This is a genomic window from Microbacterium sp. NPDC058389 (assembly GCF_042722305.1).
Lineage (GTDB): Bacteria > Actinomycetota > Actinomycetes > Actinomycetales > Microbacteriaceae > Microbacterium.
Genome location: NZ_JBHXJQ010000017.1, coordinates 17,043 through 34,923, shown reverse-complemented (window position 1 = coordinate 34,923; position 17,881 = coordinate 17,043). Strand labels below are relative to the sequence as shown.

Sequence of the window (17,881 nt, the reverse complement as noted above, 5' to 3'; positions counted from 1 at the left end):
CTTCCTTCGGATGGGTCGATCAATGGCCGAGGGGGCCGCAGCGCGGCCCCCTCGGGTCAGGACTTGTCGGTCTTCTCGGGCGCGAACAGCATGCGGGCGAGGAGCAGCATCATGAGCGCGAACCCGCCCACGAAGGCGATCGGCGCCCACCACCAGCCGACCGTGAACACCAGCACCGCGATCACGGCGAAGGTGACGAGCCAGATGGCGGCGGTGTAGACGCCGAATCGTGCGGCGGTCTCGGGCTCGCGCTCGAACCGGTTGGGCGGCGTCGCCGCGGCGAGCTGCCGCGTCCACGCCTTGTGACGGTTGGTCTGCGTCGCCCCCAGGAACGAGAACAGGATGATCGACGCGATCACACCGAGCGCGGCGAACACGATGCCCCACACCGGCATCGACCCGAACGCCACGAGGGCCACGAAGCCGAGGCCGAACGCACCGAGCAGCGTCGCGAGGAAGTAGCCTGCGGCGCGGTTCTGCGGCATCGGGTGGTTGGTCGTCGTCTCCTGGGACAGCGAGTCGCCCACGATCAGGGCGAGCGCGGTCGATGCCATGCCGAACAGGCCGATCTGCGGGCCGATCGGCAGCGGCAGCACGCCGCTCGCACCCAGGATCGCCAGCGTGATCCCGACGACGGCCGCGATCGAGTACGCGACGGTCCGCACGACGAAACCGGGCTTCGGGCGGACATGGTGGCGCTGTACCAGTGCGGTGTACTCGTCGGTCGTGCGCCGGGGCGCGGCATCCGACGTCTCTTCCAGCAGGTCGCGCACGTCGCCCAGCTCGGCGACCGCCTGGTGTGCCGCATCGGAGGGCGTCGCCCCCGCGGCCACCAGCTCGTCGGCGCGGGCCATCAGGTTGGCGCGGACCTCTTCCTTCAGGTCCTGCGCGTCAGGAGTCATCTCGACGCCCTGGAAGGCTTCGTCGAGCAGACGGTGGATGTCGGTGTTCATTGCTGGCTCTCCTTCACGTCGAGCAGTGAGTCGATGATGCGCCGCGTCGCGGTCCAGGCCGCGACGTTGCCGCGGAAGACCGCGCGGCCGGCGTCGGTGATGCGGTAGTACTTGCGGCGGCCGCCCTGGGACTCGTCGCCCCAGTACGACTCGACGAGGCCGTCCTTCTCGAGCCGGCGGTACGTCGCGTACAGCGTCGCCTCTTTGATCTCGTAGTCGCCGCCGGTCGCGTCGCGGATCGCCTTGTAGATCTCGAAGCCGTAGGCGTCGCCGCGCCGGAGCACACCGAGCACGATCGTGTCGGTGTGGCCACGCAGCAGGTCGGCTGCGAACGCGTCGTCTTGTGTCATGTCAAGTACTGTATCACGTCAAGTACTCGTGTGCATCAAGTACTATGCCTGACCGATGTCATCCGTACGGCTGCCGACGTCGATCCGGGCGGGCGATGCGGGCGGCGTCCGCGGGACGCAGAATCGAAGGAGCTCCGAATCGAGAGGTCCCCGCCATGCGCCGCTCCCCGCTCCTGTTCGCCCTCGCCGCCGGCCTCACCGTCGCGCTGGCCGCGTGCACGGCGCAGGGTCCGGATGCCGGCCGCCCGACCCCGACCGGCGGGGCGAGTGCTCCGGCACCCGAGCCAGAACTCGCCCCGCTCGACAGCGACCTCATCGACGCGGCCTGGGCGGACGACGTGCCCCGTGCCACCGAGCTCATCGCGGCCGGCGCCGACGTCAACGCGCAGGACCGCACCCAGCAGTCGGCCTACCTCGTCGCGACGAGCGAGGGCTACCTCGACCTGCTGCGCCTGACGCTCGAGCACGGCGCGAGCATCGACGACAAGGACAGCTGGAACGGCACGGGGCTCATCCGCGCGGCCGAGCGCGGCCACGCCTACGTGGTCGGCGCGCTGCTGCAGGCCGGCATCGACCGCGACCACGTCAACCGCATCGGCTACCAGGCGATCCACGAGTCGATCTGGCTGGGCGAGGACACCCCCCGGTACGCCACGACCGTGCGGGTGCTCGTCGCGGGCGGCGTCGAGCTCGACCGCCCCTCCGGGTCCGAGCGGCTCACACCGCTGCAGATGGCCGAGGAACGCGGGTTCCCGACGGCGACGCAGACTTTGAGGACAGCTCTGTCAGCTCCCGCGCCCGCCGACCCGGACCCGGCCCTGCTCGCCGCCGCGCAGAGCGGGGACGCGGATGCCGCGGCCCTCGCGATCCGCGCCGGAGCAGACCTGGAGGTGCGCGACCCCGAGCTGCAGCGCACGCCCCTCATGCACGCGGTGATGGCGGACCACGTCGAGGTGGCGCAGCTGCTCGTGGCGATGGGCGCCGACCCCGACGCATTCGACTACCGCCGGGACACTCCGTGGGTCATGACCGGGGTGACCGGCAGCGTCGCGATGCTCGAGGCGCTGCTGCCCGGACGGCCCGACCTGTCGATCCCGAACCGCCGTGGTGGCACCCCCGCGCACCCCGCGGCCGAGCGCGGCCACGTCGAGTACATCCGGCGCGTCGTGCAGGTACCTGGCCTCGACCTCGACCGGGTCAACCTCAACGGCTGGACGGCGCTGCTGGAGGCCGTCGTCTTCGGCGACGGCGGCCCCGGCCAGCAGGAGATCGTCCGCCTGCTGCTCGCCGCCGGCGCCGACCCGGGCATCCGCGATGCCGCCGGCCTCACCGCCCGCGAGGAGGCCGAGCGCCGCGGCTTCGCCGAGCTCGCAGCGCTGCTCCCGGGCTGACCCGGATTGACCTGGCTCCGTTCGTGGGCCCGGGTGGCGCTTCGTCTCGCTCGTTCCTCGCTCGCTCAGCGTCCGGGGCCCGGTCCCCCGGGCGAGCCCCGCAACCTCGACACCCGGTCGCTGAGGGAGCGCCGGCAAACCTCGACACCCGGTCGCCGAGCGAGCGCCGGCAAACCTCGACACCCGGCCGCTGAGCGAGCGCCAGCGAGACGAAGCACATCACCCCGCAACCCCGACACCCGGTCGCTGAGCGAGCGCCGGCGAGACGAAGCACGTCACCCCGCAACCCCAGCGCCCGGTCGCTGAGCGAGCGCCAGCGAGACGAAGCACGTCACCCCGCAACCCCGACACCCGGTCGCTGAGCGAGCGCCGCGAGACGAAGCACGTCACCCCGCAACCCCGACACCCGGCCGCCGAGCGAGCGCCGCGAGACGAAGCACGTCACCCCGCAACCCCAGCACCCGGTCGCTGAGCGAGCGCCAGCGAGACGAAGCGCTCAGCTGGCGGCGAGGCGGGCCTTCTCGGTCTCGACGTCGAACGTCGCGGCCGGCCAGTGCGGGTCGATGCCCTCCAGCGCCTCCAGGAGGAGGTGCTGCACCGCCAGCCGGGCGTACCATTTGCGGTCGGCGGGCACGACGTGCCACGGGGCGTGATCGGTCGAGGTGCGCTCGAACACGGTCTGGTAGGCCGCCATGTACGAGGGCCACAGCTCGCGCTCGTCGACGTCGCCCGGGTTGTACTTCCAGTGCTTGTCGGAGCGGTCGAGCCGTTCCATGAGCCGTTCCTTCTGCTCGTCCGGCGAGATGTGCAGCATGACCTTCACGATGCGCGTGCCGCCGTCGACCACCCGCTTCTCGAACTCGTTGATCGCCCCGTAGCGACGCTCGATCTCCTCGGCCGGCGCCAGCGAGCGTACGCGCCCGATGAGCACGTCCTCGTAGTGCGAGCGGTCGAACACCCCGATGAGCCCCGGCTCGGGCAGCCGCTTCTCGACGCGCCAGAGGAAGTCGTGCTCGAGCTCTTCGGGCGTCGGCTTCTTGAACGCGGCGAGCGCGATGCCCTGCGGGTCGGTCGACCCCACGACGTGCCGGATGATGCCGCCCTTGCCCGCGGAGTCCATCGCCTGCAGCACGAGCAGCACCGACGCGTCCGTCGCATCCACGCGGCTCTGCGCGAACAGGCGCTCCTGGTACTCGTCGAGCTGCTGCGCGCCCGACTTCAGGTCCTCCGCGGCGGCACGCTTGTCGCGTTCGTATCCCGGAGTGGAACGGGGGTCGACGTCGGCGAGGACGAATCCGTCGCCGACGCGCAGGAGGTCGGCGACGTCGCCGCTCCAATGCTTCTGACTCGAGGCGATCATCCGCCCATCATGGCGTGCTTCGTCTCGCTTCGCTCGGTTCTGGAGCGAGGGAGCGCCGACGACCGGGACGAAGGGCCGCCCGGCGACCGGCGACCGGCGCTCAGCGCTCCAGCGGGACCTCGATGAGCTGGCGCCCGCCGACCGGCGACGTGAGCGCCTGGTCGAGCGCCGAGCGGGTCGTGACACGGCGGTACTCCCAGCCGTAGGCGAGGGCGAGCTGCTCCAGTCGCACCGTGTGCGGCGTGTAGAGCACCCGGTCCATCGCCTCGGCGCCGGCGACCCCCGCGACCTCGAGGCCGTCGAAGATCGTGCCCCCGCCGTCGTTGCCGACGATGAGCTGGATGCGCGGTTCGTCCTCGTGCGGCGGCAGCAGGAGCGCTCCGACGTCGTGCAGCACCGCGAGGTCGCCGAGGAGCACACGGGTGACGCCCGCTCCGGATCCCGCCTGGCTGGCGAGGGCGATGCCGGTGGCCGTGGCGATCGTGCCGTCGATGCCCGCGAGACCCCGGTTGGAGTGCACCGGCACCTTCTTGCCCGGCAGCACCTCGTCCGCCACGCGCACCAGGCGCGACGAACCGAACACGAGCCGGTCGTGCGGCCACGTCGCGCGCCATACGGCGTCGACGAGCGCGGTCCGGTCCAGCGGGGCGCGGATCACCTGCAGCTCGGCGGCGATCGCGCCGAGCCGCTCCGCCGGCTCGGCCGACGACAGACCGTCGGCGTCGGGTGCCGGGGGCGTGAGGTCGACGGCCGCGGCGCGGGATGCCAGCATCCACTCTCCGAGCCACGCACGGTCGGGGTCGCCCGTCGCGACGGCGATGCGGTCGACGGCGATCGACGTGCCGTTGAGGTTGAGCGGCTCGCCCGGACCCCGCACGGCGATCACCTCGATGTCGGGGTCCGACAGCAGGCGCGCAGCCTCGCGACTGAGCGTCGGGTGCCCGAGCACGATGGCGCGTTCGATGCGTCCGCCGAGCTCGGGGTCGCGCAGGAGGGCGCGGTAGCCGTGCACGAGCTGGCGGCCGAAGCGGGCACCGCTGACGATCTCGGCGATGAGCGGCCAGCCGCCGACGTGCGCCAGCTCCTCCGCGTCGGTGCCGGCATCGGCGCCCGCGAGCACGATGGTGCGCGGACCGCGCTCCAGCACGTACGGGGCGTCCTCGGGCTCGGTGGGGACATCGGACTCGCCGATCCCTCCCCCGCCTTGATAGAGGGCTCCGGATGCCTCCTCCTCGGGCTCCGCGTCGACCGGGGGCCCGTCCGGGTCGGGGTCGGCCGCCGTCCGCAGCTCGGCCGCCGGCACGCCGAGCCACGACGGCAGGACACCGGCGAGCGGCTCGCGGTACGGGAGATTCAGGTGCACGGGCCCCGGCGACCATGTGCCCTCGCCGAGCGCCGCGGCGACGGCCGACTCGGCCACGGCGCGCAGCATGACGCTCTGCTCGTGCGTGCCGTCGGCGTCGACCGCCTCGGGCACGGGCAGATCGGCCTCGAACCGCACGGTGGGGGCGAACATGCCGGGCTGGCGGGTGGTCTGATTGGCGCCGACGCCGCGCAGCTCAGGCGGTCGGTCGGCGGTCAGCAGCAGCAGCGGCACACCGGCGTGATGGGCCTCCAGTGCGGCGGGCAGCAGGTTGGCGACGGCGGTGCCCGACGTGCACACGACGACCGCCGGCATCCCGGTCTCGCGTCCGATGCCGAGTGCCGTGAAGCCGGCGACGCGCTCATCCAGGCGCACATGGAGGCGGACGGCGCCGCGGTGCTCGAACTCCGCCGCGACGAGGGCGAGCGCCTGCGAGCGCGACCCGGGGCTGACCACGACGTGCCGCACGCCGAGCTCGACGAGGCGGAACAGCAGGGCGGACGCGGCGTCGGTCGCGGGCGCGGCGTCGATCGCGCGCTCGGCGCTGTGCGGGTCGGTCACGTCAGCCGAGGGCTCCGCGCTGGCCGCGGGCGTCGTCGTCGCCCTCTGCGGGGCGGGCCGGCGGCGTGGCGGGCGGTGTTCCGCCCGTCGCGGCGGCACCGGGCGTCGTGCCGGCTGCGGGGTCCTCGGATGCCGCCGGCCGGGCCGGCGGGTTCCACTTCGGGTCGTCGTCCTCGGAGTCGAGGGCCGCGAGCTCCTCCTCCAGGCGGCGGATGCGCTCGTCCTGGTCGCTGATCGAGCCGAGCGTGCCGAGGAACTCCGGGTCGTCATCGGGCGCACGGCGCAGCACGGCGACCGAGCCGCGGGCGCGACCCACGGCGAGCCACAGGATGCCGCCCAGCACCGGCAGCAGGACCACGATCAGCACCCAGACCGGCTTGCTCACGCCGCGATGGCGGATCGGAGGCTGGATGGCGCAGTCGACGATGGTGAAGACCCAGAACACTGTCGCCACCAGGGCCAGAATGAGCAGCCCACGAGCCATGCCACCATCCTAGGCGGGACCGGGCCCGTCCGGGCGGCGAGGGGGCCCTCCGTGACGGAAACGTAGGATGGACGGGTGAAAGCACGCTCCGCCATCGTCTACTCGGTTCTGCGACTGCTGGCGTTCCTCGTGCCGTTCGGCATCATGATGCTGTTCCCGATCATGCGTGAGTACTACTGGCTCGCCGCCATCTTCGCCGCCCTCATCGGGCTGAGCCTGTCGGTGCTGTTCCTGCGCAAGCCGCTCGAAGACGTCACGACCGGTCTCGCCGACCGCCGCGCGAAGGCGCGCAGCGCCGCGACCGACGAAGAGGCCGAGGACGCCGCGGCCGACGCCGCCGCGGCCGAGCCCGGCACGGAGAGCCCCGAGACCCCCCAGGCCTGACGCCCCGCCCTCGGGCGGACGGGATGCCGCGGGCCGCGGCATCCCGATCACGCGGGCCTCAGCCGATGAAGGCCCACATGAGGAACGCGCCGTAGGCGACCGACGTCAGCGACGTGAGGCCGAGGGCGACGACCAGCTCGCGAGGGTCGCGGTACATCCAGACGATGATCATCGCGGGGATCCCCGCGAGCAGCGCGAGGAGCGTCAGCCACGCGATCGGGTAGCCGATCCATGCGAGGAACGCGGCGATGAGGAACGCGACCACCAGGAACACGGTGAACAGCACCTGCGTCGCGCGGCGGCCGATCAGCACCGTGAGGGTCTTCTTGCCGGCCGTGCGGTCCTGGTCGATGTCGCGCAGGTTGTTGGCCAGCAGCACGGCGCACGCGATGAGACCGGCACCGACGGCGCCGAACCACGCCTCCTGCGGGAGGGCCAGCGCCTGCACCCACGTCGTGCCGAGCGTCGCGACGAGGCCGAAGAACACGAACACGAAAAGCTCGCCGAGGCCGTAGTACCCGTACGGGCGTTTGCCGCCGGTGTAGAACCAGGCGGCGATGATGCACACGGCGCCCACCGCGATGAGCCACCACTGTTGCGTGCGGATCGTGATCGCAAGCCCGGCGAGCGCGGCGATCGCGAAGAACGCCAGCGCCACGAGGAGCACGGTGCGCGGCTTGGCGCGGCGGCTGGCGGTCAGGCGCGACGGGCCGACGCGGAAGTCGTCGGTGCCGCGGATGCCGTCGCTGTAGTCGTTCGCGTAGTTGACGCCGATCTGGAGCGACACCGACACGATGAGGCAGAACAGCGCGATCACCCAGTGGAGCACGTCGGTCACGATGATCGCGGCGCCCGTGCCGATCAGGATCGGCGTGATCGCGAGCGGCAACGTGCGCAGGCGCGCCGCGCCGATCCAGTCGCGAACCGTCGCCTTCTCGACGTGTGCGGGGTCGCGGGAGACGTGCGCCTTCTGCGGGTTGCCGCGCGACTGCTGCTTCTTCGGGCCCGCGGTCTTGCGCTTCTTGCTGGGGGTTCCTGCCACGAGAGCACATCATAGGACGTCCGTTTGTGGCGGAGTGCGTGTCGACCCCCGTGGCGGATGTCGGCGGCGGCGCGGAGGATGGGCGGCATGCTGAGCATCGGATCCACCGTCCTGACCGTGGAAGACATCGGGCGCGCCGGCGACTTCTGGCGGGCGGCCCTGGGCTACGTGAACCGGCGCGAGCCGAGCGAGGACTGGGTGATCCTCGATCCACCGGGCAAGGCGCACTGGGCGGCGTCCGGGGCCAGCCTCGCGCTGTCGGTCACCGGCTACCCGCAGCACTACCCGCCGCGCATCCACCTCGACCTGTACGCGGAGGATCAGACCGCCGAGGTGCAGCGGCTGCTCGCACTCGGCGCCCGCGAGGTGGACTGGGACCGCTACCCCGAAGGGGCGGACTGGGTCGTGCTCGAAGACACCGAGGGCAACCGCTTCTGCGTCGTCGAGACGGGGCCGTACCCGCAGTCCTAGCCCGTCAGTGCAGCGCGGCGACGGCGCGCCGGATCGCCTCGCGGTCGGGTTTGCCCGAGGGCAGCGTCGCCAGCTCGTCGACGATCACGAGCCGCGCGGGCCGCGCGTGCGGGCCGATCTCGGCCTGCACGGCAGCGCGCGCCTCGTCGAGCTGGACGGACTCGCTCCGGCGCAGCGCCTCGCCGCGGGAGGCGACGATGACGGATGCCTCGCCCCAGCGGGCGTCGGGGACCCCGACGACCACGGCGGTGTCGAGGCCGGGCACCGACCGCACGATGCGCTCGACGCGGTCGAGCGAGATGTTGACGCCGCCCGAGACGATCACGTTGTCGATGCGGCCGCGGATGCGCAGCACCCCGTCCTCGAAGAGGCCCGCGTCGCCGGTGCGGTACCAGCGGGTCCCGTCGGACTCGCGCACGAACGAGGCGGCCGTGAGTTCCTGGTCGCCCAGGTAGCCGTCGGCGAGGGTCGGCCCCGCCACCTGCACCTCGCCGCGGGCGATGCGCACCTGCACGCCCCGCAGCGGCACGCCGTCGTACACGCAGCCGCCGCTGGTCTCGGTGGACCCGTACGTGCGCGCGATGCGGGCACCCGCCGCCTCGGCACGCTCCAGGGTGGCGGCAGGCAGCGCCTGGCCGCCGATGAGGATGCGCTCGAACGAGCGCAGTGCGGCAAGGATGTGGGGGTCGTGGTCGGCGGCGTCGAGCAGCTTCGACAGCTGCGCCGGCACCAGAGACGTGTAGGTGGGCACGCGTTCGCCGCCCACCGACGACGTCATCGTGAGCGCGGCGGCGGCGAAGGCCTGCGGAGTGAACGAGCCTGACAGGATCGCGGGCTCGCGGTCGGCGACCAGCGAGCGCACCAGCACCTGCAGCCCGGCGACGTAGCTCGCCGGCAGCGCCAGCAGCCACGCACCGTCGCCGATGCGGTCCGCGGTCGCCAGGGCGCTCGCGGTGAGGCAGTCGCGCGTCAGCACGACGCTCTTGGGCACACCGGTGGAGCCCGACGTCGTCACGACCACGGCAGTGCCCGGCCGCACCTCGGACGGCACGCGATCGACCATGCCCAGTCCGAGCGCGGGTCCGGCGCCGTGCAGCGCACCGCGCAGCGCCCGCAGGATCTCGCGCGGGTCGTCGCCGACGACGGGTTCGAGCTTCATCGCGTCAGTAGTGCCACGGGTAGGGCGACCAGTCGGGGTCGCGCTTCTCCAGGAACGAGTCGCGGCCCTCGACCGCCTCGTCGGTGCCGTACGCGAGGCGCGTCGCCTCGCCGGCGAACACCTGCTGCCCGACCATGCCGTCGTCGACGGCGTTGAACGCGAACTTCAGCATGCGGATGGCCGTCGGCGACTTGGTGAGGATCGTCCGGGCCATCGCCACGGCTTCCCGCTCGAGCTCCGCGTGCGGCACGACCCGGTTGACGGCGCCCATCTCGTACGCGCGCTCGGCCGAGTACTCCTCGGCGAGGAAGAACACCTCGCGGGCGAACTTCTGCCCGATCTGCCGGGCGAAGTACGCCGAGCCGTAGCCGGCGTCGAAGGAGCCCACGTCGGCGTCGGTCTGCTTGAAGCGGCCATGCTCGGCGGAAGCGATCGACAGGTCGCACACGACGTGCAGCGAGTGCCCGCCGCCGGCCGCCCACCCGGGGACCACGGCGATCACGACCTTCGGCATGAAGCGGATCAGCCGCTGCACCTCGAGGATGTGCAGGCGCCCGGCGCGTGCCTGGGCCTCGGCACCGACCGACTCCTCCGACTCGGAGTACTTGTACCCGTCACGACCGCGGATCCGCTGGTCGCCGCCGGAGCAGAACGCCCAGCCGCCGTCCTTCGGGCTCGGGCCGTTGCCGGTGAGCAGCACGACCCCGATGCGCGGGTCCTGGCGGGCGATGTCGAGCGCGCGGTACAGCTCGTCGACCGTGTGCGGCCGGAACGCGTTGCGCACCTCGGGCCGGTCGAACGCGATGCGCGCGATGCGTCCGTCCTTCGATACATGCGAGGTGATGTCGGTGTAACCGCCGTCGGGGGCGCCGGGGGCCGGCGACCATTCGGTCTCGTCGAACAGTTCCGAAACGCTCACCCGCCCAGCCTACGGCGGGGCGGCGGCGCGCGTCATACGGGCGTCATCCGGAACCGGACAGGGGATGCCGCCGACTACCCTTGATCGGTGACCTCGACTCTTCGCACCCTGGCCGTGGCCGCGGCGTCCGCCGCTCTGCTGATCACCCTCGCCGCCTGTTCGTCCCCGTCGCCCGACCCGACGACGTCCGCTTCGCCGGAGGCGTCGACGGCGGCCTCGCTCGCGGTGGAGCACGCGTGCGACGGCGACGAGGGCGTCACGGTCGTCGTCGACGCGAGCGCACTCGGCGACGCTGACGACGTGTCGAACACGTGGTGCGTGAGCGCCGACGACACGATCGTCGCCGCCGAAGCCTTCGCCGCCACCGACATCACCACCGAGGGCACCGACCAGTACGGCGACCAGGTGGTGTGCCGCGTCAACGGCCTGCCCGCCGAGGACGAGGCGCTGACCGCCGACGACGGCTCGGAGTACTTCGAGAAGTGCGAGACCATGCCCGCCGCGTTCGCGTACTGGTCCCTGTGGGTCAAGCCCGCCGGCGGCGAGTGGAACTACGCGGAAGAGGGTCTGGCGACCCAGCCGCTCGAGCCCGGCGACGCCGTCGAGCTGCTCTTCACCCTCAACGGCGAGCCGGCCGCTCCCGCGTCATGATCCTCCGGCCCGGGCCCCTGCGGGCGGCGGCGGTCCTCGCCGCCGGCTTCGTGGCGGCCCGGGTCGTCTACCGCATCCTGTTCCACGGGGCCGATGGCGCAGGGACCGTGCTGCTGCCGCTGCCCGCGGTGCGCCTCGCGCGGCCGTTCGCGCACGTCGTGCTGCTCGGCCCCGTCACGACGGACGGGCTCGTGGATGCCGCGGCCAGTGCGCTCCCGATCGCCCTCGCGATCCTCGCCTTCGGCGTGCTGAACTCCCTCGTCGACCTGCACCGCGTGTTCGCCCGCGCGTCGCGGCGAGGACCCCTGCGCGGCGTCGCCCGCGCGCTCGCGATCGCGTGGGCGACGCTCCCCTCGCTCGCCGACGGCGCCCGCGCCGTGCGGTTCGCGCAGCGTCTGCGCGGCGAGCGCGGCGGCGTGCGCCTGCTCCTCCCCCTGCTGCAGCGCACGCTCGAGCGCGCCGGACACGTCGCTGCCGCCCTCGAGCTGCGCGGTTTCGCCGGGCGCGGGCTCGACGGCGACTGCCTCGCGCCCGTCGAGGCGCACGACGTGGCCGCCGGTTTCGCCGGAGGGGATGCCGCGGCCGCCGGCATCCGTCTCCCCTCCGCTCTGACGCTCGAAGCCGGCACCCTCACCCTCGTGTCGGGGGCGACCGGTTCGGGCAAATCGACCCTGCTGCGGGCGATCGCGGGACTGCACACGCACACCGACGGCGGGTGGCTCGCCGGGACGCTGCGGGTCGTCGGGCACGACCGCGCGGCGGTGCCCCCGCGGGACCTGGCGCAGCGGGTCGGGGTGGTGCTGCAGCACCCGCGCGAAGCGTTCGCGACCGAGCGCGTGCGCGACGAGGTCGGCCTGGCGCTCGAGCTGCGTGGCGTCGCCCGCGTGATCGTCGAGGCCCGGGTCGCCGACGTCGCCCAGCGCATCGGCATCACTCGTCTGCTCGACCGTCCGACGCGCGGTCTGTCTGCCGGCGAGGCGACGCTCGTCGCGATCGCCGCGGCGATCGTCGAGCACCCCATTCTGCTGCTCGTCGACGAGCCGCTCGCCGACCTCGACGCCGACGCCCGGGTGCGCGTCGCCGGGCTGCTGGGCTCGCTCGCGCACGAGGCCGGCATGTGCGTCGTCGTCGCCGAGCATCGCGTCGCCGCCCTGGCGGCGGTCGCGGACGACGTGCTGCGGATCGAGGACGGCACCGTGCACCCGGTGCCTGCGGCGGAGGTCGCCCGGCAGGTCGCGGTCCCTGCGACGGCGGTTGCTCCGCAGGCCCCCCGCGACCTGCCCGGGGAGCCCGTGCTCCGGGCTCGCGGCATCACCGTGACGCACCGCGGCACGGTGGCGGTGGCCGGTGCCGACGTCGACCTGCGGCCCGGCGAGGTCGTCGCGCTGACCGGGCCGAACGGCGCCGGCAAGTCGAGCCTGCTCGCGGCGCTCGCCCTGCCCGCCCGTGGCTCGGACGTCCTGGCCGCCGGGCGGGTGGCCCTCGTCCCGGACGCCTCGGACGACCTGTTCGTGTACGACACGGTCGCCGCGGAGTGCGCCCGTGCGGACCGGCATGGGTCGACGCGCCACGCTTCGTCTCGCTGGCGCTCGCTCAGCGCCCGAGAGCCGGAGCCCCGGACGCTGAGCGAGCGAGGAGCGCACGCGCCCAGCGCCCGAGAGCCGGACTCCCGGACGCTGAGCGAGCGAGGCCGGCTTTCACTCAGCGCCCAAGGCCCGGACTCCCGGACGCTGAGCGAGCGAGGCACGAGCGAGACGAAGCGCAACCAGGGCACGGGAGAGCACCTCGGCACCGCCGCGCGCTTCGCCGGGTTCCTCGGCCTGGATCCGGACGGCCCCGAGGTCGCGGAACGACTGGCGCGGCATCCCCTCGATCTCTCGGCCGGGGAGCGGCGCTGCCTGGCGCTCGCCGTCCAGCTCGCGACCCACCCGCGCGTGATGCTCGTGGACGAGCCGACGCGCGGCCTCGACCCCGCCGCCCGCGCCGTCGTGTGGGCGGCGCTCATGTCGCTCGCCGACGACGGCACGGCGGTGCTCGTCGCCTCGCACGAGCCGGAGGTCGCCGCACACGCCGACAGCGTCCTGGTGATGCGCGACGGGGTGCTGACGGCTGCCGCTCCCGTTCCTGCGCCCCCGCGCGTGCAGGGAATTCAGGAGAATCGCACGCCGCCGCCGCGCGAGGCGCGGAATCCCGCGGGGGCCCCGGCCCCGACCACCGGATCTCCTGAATTCCGCACGCGACCGGCCCGGCCGCCGGCCTCCCGTCCCCCGCTGCTTCCGGTCGCGGCGCTCGTCGCGGCGAACCTGGTGGCGCTCGGCGCGTTCTGCTGGCCCCTCGTGGCGACGGCGGTGCCCGCGCAGGCTCACTCCGCCGTGCCCGTCGCGGCACTCGCCCTCGCGCCGCTGGCGGTGCTCGTGGTGATCGCGACGCTCGACGGCACCGTCCGGTCGGCGCACATGCTAGCGCTGCTCGGGACCCTCGCCGCGATCGGCGCGGCGGTGCGCATCGCGAGCACCGGCGTCGGCGGCGTCGAGGCCGTGTTCGTGCTGCTGATCCTCGCCGGACGCGCATTCGGCGCCCGCTTCGGAATGCTGCTCGGCATGGCCTCGATCGCCCTGTCGACACTCGTCACCGGCACGTTCGGCCCGTGGACGCCGTTCCAGATGTTCGCGTGCGCCTGGGTGGGCGCAGGCGCCGGCCTGCTCCCCCGGCTGCGCTCGCGCGCGGGCGAGATCGCGCTGCTGTCGGTCTACGGCGTCGTCGCGTCGTACGTCTTCGGGCTCATCATGAACCTCTGGTACTGGCCCTTCGCCGTCGGCTATGGCACGGGCATCTCGTACGACGGCTCGGCGCCGCTCGGCGTCAACCTCTCGAGCTTCCTGCTGTACTCGCTGGTCACCTCGACCCTCAGCTGGGACACCCTCCGCGCCGTCACGACCGTGGCGGGCCTGGTCGTCATCGGCCGTCCGGTGCTCGCCGCCCTGCGGCGCACGAAGCCGCTGCAGCCCGCGACGGCACACACCCTCCCGGCTCGCGAGCCCGCTCGCCGCTGACCTCAGGAGAGGGGGATGCCGCGGCCGTCGGCATCCCCTCCCCCGATGTCAGCGAGTCAGACCGAGAAGTACTTCGCCTCGGGGTGATGGAAGACGAACGCGTCGGTCGACTGCTCGGGGTGCAGCTGCAGCTCCTCGCTGAGCTCGACGCCCATGCGCTCGGGGCGCAGCAGATCGACGACCTTGCGGCGGTCCTCCATGTCGGGGCACGCCGGGTAGCCGAGCGAGAAGCGGGCGCCGCGGTACTCGAGCTTGAACAGGCCGGCCGTGTCGGTCGGGTCCTCCGCCGAGAAGCCGAGCTCGGAGCGGATGCGGGCGTGCCAGAACTCGGCGAGCGCCTCGGTCAGCTGCATCACGAGACCGTTGAGTTCGTAGTAGTCGCGGTATCTGTCCTCGGCGAAGAGCTTCGCGGTGACCTTGTCGATCGCCGCGCCCGCGGTCACGAGCTGCACCGGCAGCACATCGACCTGGCCCGACTCGCGCGCGCGCACGAAGTCCGACAGGCACAGGTGGCGGTCGCGTCGCTGGCGCGGGAAGTGGAAGCGCAGCCGGTCGGTGCCGATCGGGCCGCCCGAGCCGCCATCGGGCGCGAGCAGGCCGGGCACCCCCAGCACGCCGGTCGGGTCGTCGGCGTGATGCAGCACGACCAGGTCGTCACCCTCCGACACGACCGGGAAGAACCCGTACGCCACCGACGCGTCGAGCATGCCCTCCGCGAGGATGCGGTCGAGCCAGTAGCGCAGCCTCGGCCGCCCCTCGGTCTCGACGAGCTGCTCGTACGAGAGACCGTCCTCGCCGCGGCCGGGCTTCAGGCCCCACTGGCCCATGAACGTCGCGCGCTCGTCGAGGAACGCGGCGTAGTCCTGCAGCGCGATGCCGCGCACGATGCGGGTGCCCCAGAACGGCGGCGTCGGGACCGGGTTGTCGGCGGCCACATCCGAGCGCGCGGGCATGGCCTCGGGCTCGGTCAGCGTGAGCTTGGAGCCGGCGGCGTGCCGGCGCTTCTTGAGCTCGGGCAGGCCGACCGAGTCGGGTGAGGCCCCGCGGGCGATCTTGACGAGCGGTTCCATGAGCGCGAGCCCCTCGAACGCGTCGCGGGCGTAGCGCACCTCGCCGTCGAACAGGCCCGCGAGGTCGTCCTCGACGTACGCGCGGGTGAGCGCCGCGCCGCCGAGGATCACCGGCCACTTCGTGCCGAGACCGCGGGCCGTGAGCTCCTCGAGGTTCTCCTTCATGACGACCGTCGACTTCACGAGCAGACCCGACATGCCGATGACGTCGGCGTCGTGCTCCTCGGCCGCGGCGATGATGTCGGCGATCGGCTGCTTGATCCCGAGGTTGATCACCTCGTAGCCGTTGTTGGTGAGGATGATGTCGACGAGGTTCTTGCCGATGTCGTGCACGTCGCCGCGGACGGTCGCCAGCACGATGCGCCCCTTGCCCGAGGCATCGGACTTCTCCATGTGGGGCTCGAGCAGCGCGACGGCGTTCTTCATGACCTCGGCCGACTGCAGCACGAACGGCAGCTGCATCTCACCGGCGCCGAACCGCTCGCCGACGATCTTCATGCCCTCCAGCAGGTGGTCGTTGATGATGGCGAGCGGCGCCATGCCTTCGGCGCGCGCGAGGTCGAGGTCGGCCTCCAGGCCCTTGCCCTCGCCGTCGATGATGCGCCGCTGGAGGCGCTCGCCCGTCGGCAGCGCGGCGAGCTCGGCGGCTCGCTGGTTGCGCAGAGCGGCGGTGTCGACGCCCGCGAACAGGTCGAGCATGCGTGCCAGCGGGTCGTACGTGACGTTGCCGTCGGCATCGTACTCGCGCCGGTCCCACACCAGGTCGAGCGCGACCTGGCGCTGCTCGTCCGAGATCGACGCGAGCGGCACGATCTTGGCGGCATCGATGATGCCGCTGGTGAGCCCGGCCTCGACCGCTTCGTGCAGGAAGGCCGAGTTCAGCACGCTGCGCGCCGCCGGGTTGAGGCCGAACGACACGTTCGAGACACCGAGGGTGGTGTTGATGCCCGGGTACAGGGCGGAGATGCGGCGGATCGCCTCGATCGTCTCGATGGCGTCGCGGCGGGTCTCCTCCTGCCCGGTGGCGATCGGGAAGGTCAGGCAGTCGACGATGATGTCGCTCACCCGCATGCCCCAGTCGCCCACCAGCTCGTCGACGAGCCGCGACGCGATGCGGACCTTGTCGTCGGCCGTGCGCGCCTGGCCCTGCTCGTCGATCGTCAGCGCGATGACGGCGGTGCCGTGCTCCTTGACCAGCGGCATGATGCGCCCGAATCGGGATGCCGCACCGTCGCCGTCCTCGTAGTTCACGGAGTTCACGACCGGGCGCCCGCCGATCAGCTCCAGGCCTGCCTGGATCACGCGCGGCTCGGTCGAGTCGACGACGAGCGGCAGCGTCGAGGCGCTCGCGAGGCGCGACACGACCTCGCGCATGTCGGCGGCGCCGTCGCGGCCGACATAGTCGGTGCAGACGTCGAGCAGGTGCGCGCCCACGCGGATCTGGTCGCGGGCGATCTCGACGCAGTCGTCCCAGCGGCCCTCGAGCATCGCCTCGCGGAACGCCTTCGACCCGTTGGCGTTGGTGCGCTCGCCGATCGCGAGGTACGACGCGTCCTGCTGGAACGACACGTGCTGGTACAGCGATGCCACGCCCGGGTCGAGCTCCGGTCCGTGCACGACGCGGGCGGCGGGGCCGCCGACCGGACGCAGCCGCTCGACGACGGCGGCGAGGTGCTCGGGCGTCGTGCCGCAGCATCCGCCGATCAGCCCGAGGCCGAACTCGCGCACGAACTGCTCGTGCGCCGTCGCGAGCTCCGCGGGCGACAGCGGATAGTGGGCGCCGTTCGCGCCGAGCACAGGAAGGCCCGCGTTGGGCATGCACGCGATCGGCACCGTGGCGTGCTTCGACAGGTGCCGCAGGTGCTCACTCATCTCGGTCGGGCCGGTGGCGCAGTTGAGGCCGATGGCGTCGACGCCGAGCGGCTCGATCGCGGTGAGGGCAGCGCCGATCTCGGACCCCATCAGCATGGTGCCGGTGGTCTCGACCGTCACCTCGACGAAGATCGGAAGACGGATGCCGCGGCTCACGATCGCCTGGCGGCAGCCGTTGATGGCGGCCTTGGTCTGCAGCAGGTCCTGGCTGGTCTCGACCAGGAACGCGTCGGCGCCGCCGTCGATCAGGCCCTCGGCCTGCAGCGCGAACGTCTGCTTCAGGTTGTCGTACGTGGTGTGGCCGAGGCTCGGGAGCTTCGTGCCCGGCCCCATCGAGCCGAGCACCCACCGCTCGCGGCCGTCGGCCGCTTCGGCCGCCTCGACGCGCTCGCGCGCGATGCGGGCGCCCTTCTCGGCGAGCTCGGCGATGCGGTCGACGATGCCGTAGTCGTCGAGGTTCGACCAGTTCGCACCGAACGTGTTCGTCTCGACCGCATCGACGCCGACCTCGAGGTACGCGTCGTGGATCGCGCCGACGACGTCGGGGCGCGACACGTTGAGGATCTCGTTGCAGCCTTCGAGCCCCTGGAAGTCGCCCTCGATGGTGAGATCGTGGCGCTGCAGCATCGTGCCCATGGCGCCGTCCGCGATCACGACACGGTTGCGCACCGCGTCGAGCAAGCGCTCCGCGCGCTCGGGGCGGGGCACACCGTCGATGTCGAGGGCGAAGCGTGGGGCGAGCGAAACGGCGGTCACCCCGCGATTTTAGTCGCGCGGCGACCTCCGGGCCCCGTCCGT

At 72.7% G+C, this 17,881-nt stretch carries 14 protein-coding genes; 5 read left to right on the top strand and 9 right to left on the bottom strand.

Annotation, left to right across the window (positions count from 1 at the left end):
• Nucleotides 1-56: 56 nt before the first annotated feature.
• A complete protein-coding gene (locus ACFWJ8_RS17885; RefSeq protein ID WP_378814082.1) occupies nucleotides 57-953 on the bottom strand; it encodes a permease prefix domain 1-containing protein in 897 nt (298 codons plus the stop codon).
• Nucleotides 950-1,303, bottom strand: a complete 354-nt coding sequence (locus tag ACFWJ8_RS17880) for a PadR family transcriptional regulator (protein WP_378814080.1) — start codon at nucleotides 1,301-1,303, stop codon at nucleotides 950-952. The genes ACFWJ8_RS17885 and ACFWJ8_RS17880 overlap by 4 nt, the downstream gene beginning before the upstream one ends.
• A 155-nt stretch (nucleotides 1,304-1,458) precedes the next feature.
• Between ACFWJ8_RS17880 and ACFWJ8_RS17875 the strand changes: the two genes are divergently transcribed.
• Entirely contained in the window at nucleotides 1,459-2,694 is a 1,236-nt protein-coding gene (locus ACFWJ8_RS17875; RefSeq protein WP_378814079.1) for an ankyrin repeat domain-containing protein, read from the top strand.
• 496 nt (nucleotides 2,695-3,190) lie between these two features.
• Here the strand turns inward: ACFWJ8_RS17875 and ACFWJ8_RS17870 are convergent, their stop codons facing one another.
• From ACFWJ8_RS17870 to ACFWJ8_RS17860, 3 genes are all read right to left on the bottom strand, one after another.
• Complete coding sequence (locus tag ACFWJ8_RS17870) at nucleotides 3,191-4,054, bottom strand: PPK2 family polyphosphate kinase (protein WP_378814077.1); 864 nt, start codon at nucleotides 4,052-4,054, stop codon at nucleotides 3,191-3,193.
• Nucleotides 4,055-4,154: 100 nt separating this feature from the next.
• Complete coding sequence (gene menD / locus ACFWJ8_RS17865; protein ID WP_378814075.1) at nucleotides 4,155-5,978, bottom strand: 2-succinyl-5-enolpyruvyl-6-hydroxy-3-cyclohexene-1-carboxylic-acid synthase; 1,824 nt, start codon at nucleotides 5,976-5,978, stop codon at nucleotides 4,155-4,157.
• Between the two features lies 1 nt (nucleotide 5,979).
• On the bottom strand, nucleotides 5,980-6,462 hold the full coding sequence (locus ACFWJ8_RS17860; protein ID WP_378814073.1) for a PLDc N-terminal domain-containing protein: 483 nt from the start codon (nucleotides 6,460-6,462) through the stop codon (nucleotides 5,980-5,982).
• 75 nt (nucleotides 6,463-6,537) lie between these two features.
• Here ACFWJ8_RS17860 and ACFWJ8_RS17855 point away from each other — a divergent pair, with 75 nt between their 5' ends.
• Nucleotides 6,538-6,846 carry a DUF4229 domain-containing protein gene (locus ACFWJ8_RS17855; protein ID WP_378814072.1) on the top strand — a complete coding sequence of 103 codons (309 nt, stop codon included), beginning with the start codon at nucleotides 6,538-6,540 and terminating at the stop codon, nucleotides 6,844-6,846.
• A gap of 58 nt (nucleotides 6,847-6,904) precedes the next feature.
• Here the strand turns inward: ACFWJ8_RS17855 and ACFWJ8_RS17850 are convergent, their stop codons facing one another.
• Nucleotides 6,905-7,888, bottom strand: a complete 984-nt coding sequence (locus tag ACFWJ8_RS17850; RefSeq protein ID WP_378814070.1) for a 1,4-dihydroxy-2-naphthoate polyprenyltransferase — start codon at nucleotides 7,886-7,888, stop codon at nucleotides 6,905-6,907.
• A gap of 87 nt (nucleotides 7,889-7,975) precedes the next feature.
• Between ACFWJ8_RS17850 and ACFWJ8_RS17845 the strand changes: the two genes are divergently transcribed.
• Nucleotides 7,976-8,359, top strand: coding sequence for a VOC family protein (locus ACFWJ8_RS17845; protein WP_378814068.1), 384 nt, complete (start codon nucleotides 7,976-7,978; stop codon nucleotides 8,357-8,359).
• A gap of 4 nt (nucleotides 8,360-8,363) precedes the next feature.
• Here ACFWJ8_RS17845 and ACFWJ8_RS17840 read toward each other — a convergent pair whose 3' ends face one another.
• Nucleotides 8,364-9,518, bottom strand: coding sequence for an AMP-binding protein (locus ACFWJ8_RS17840; protein ID WP_378814066.1), 1,155 nt, complete (start codon nucleotides 9,516-9,518; stop codon nucleotides 8,364-8,366).
• Nucleotides 9,519-9,522: 4 nt separating this feature from the next.
• Nucleotides 9,523-10,437, bottom strand: a complete 915-nt coding sequence (locus ACFWJ8_RS17835; protein WP_378814064.1) for a 1,4-dihydroxy-2-naphthoyl-CoA synthase — start codon at nucleotides 10,435-10,437, stop codon at nucleotides 9,523-9,525.
• Between the two features lie 87 nt (nucleotides 10,438-10,524).
• On the opposite strand from ACFWJ8_RS17835, the gene ACFWJ8_RS17830 reads away from it, so the two are divergent.
• Both ACFWJ8_RS17830 and ACFWJ8_RS17825 read left to right on the top strand, forming a co-directional pair.
• Complete coding sequence (locus tag ACFWJ8_RS17830) at nucleotides 10,525-11,088, top strand: hypothetical protein (protein WP_378814062.1); 564 nt, start codon at nucleotides 10,525-10,527, stop codon at nucleotides 11,086-11,088.
• A complete protein-coding gene (locus tag ACFWJ8_RS17825) occupies nucleotides 11,085-14,141 on the top strand; it encodes an ATP-binding cassette domain-containing protein (RefSeq protein ID WP_378814060.1) in 3,057 nt (1,018 codons plus the stop codon). Before ACFWJ8_RS17830 ends, ACFWJ8_RS17825 begins: the two co-directional genes overlap by 4 nt.
• 56 nt (nucleotides 14,142-14,197) lie before the next feature.
• Here ACFWJ8_RS17825 and metH read toward each other — a convergent pair whose 3' ends face one another.
• Nucleotides 14,198-17,839 (bottom strand): methionine synthase, encoded by a 3,642-nt coding sequence (gene metH, locus ACFWJ8_RS17820; protein ID WP_378814058.1) that lies wholly within the window; start codon nucleotides 17,837-17,839, stop codon nucleotides 14,198-14,200.
• Nucleotides 17,840-17,881 lie beyond the last annotated feature (42 nt).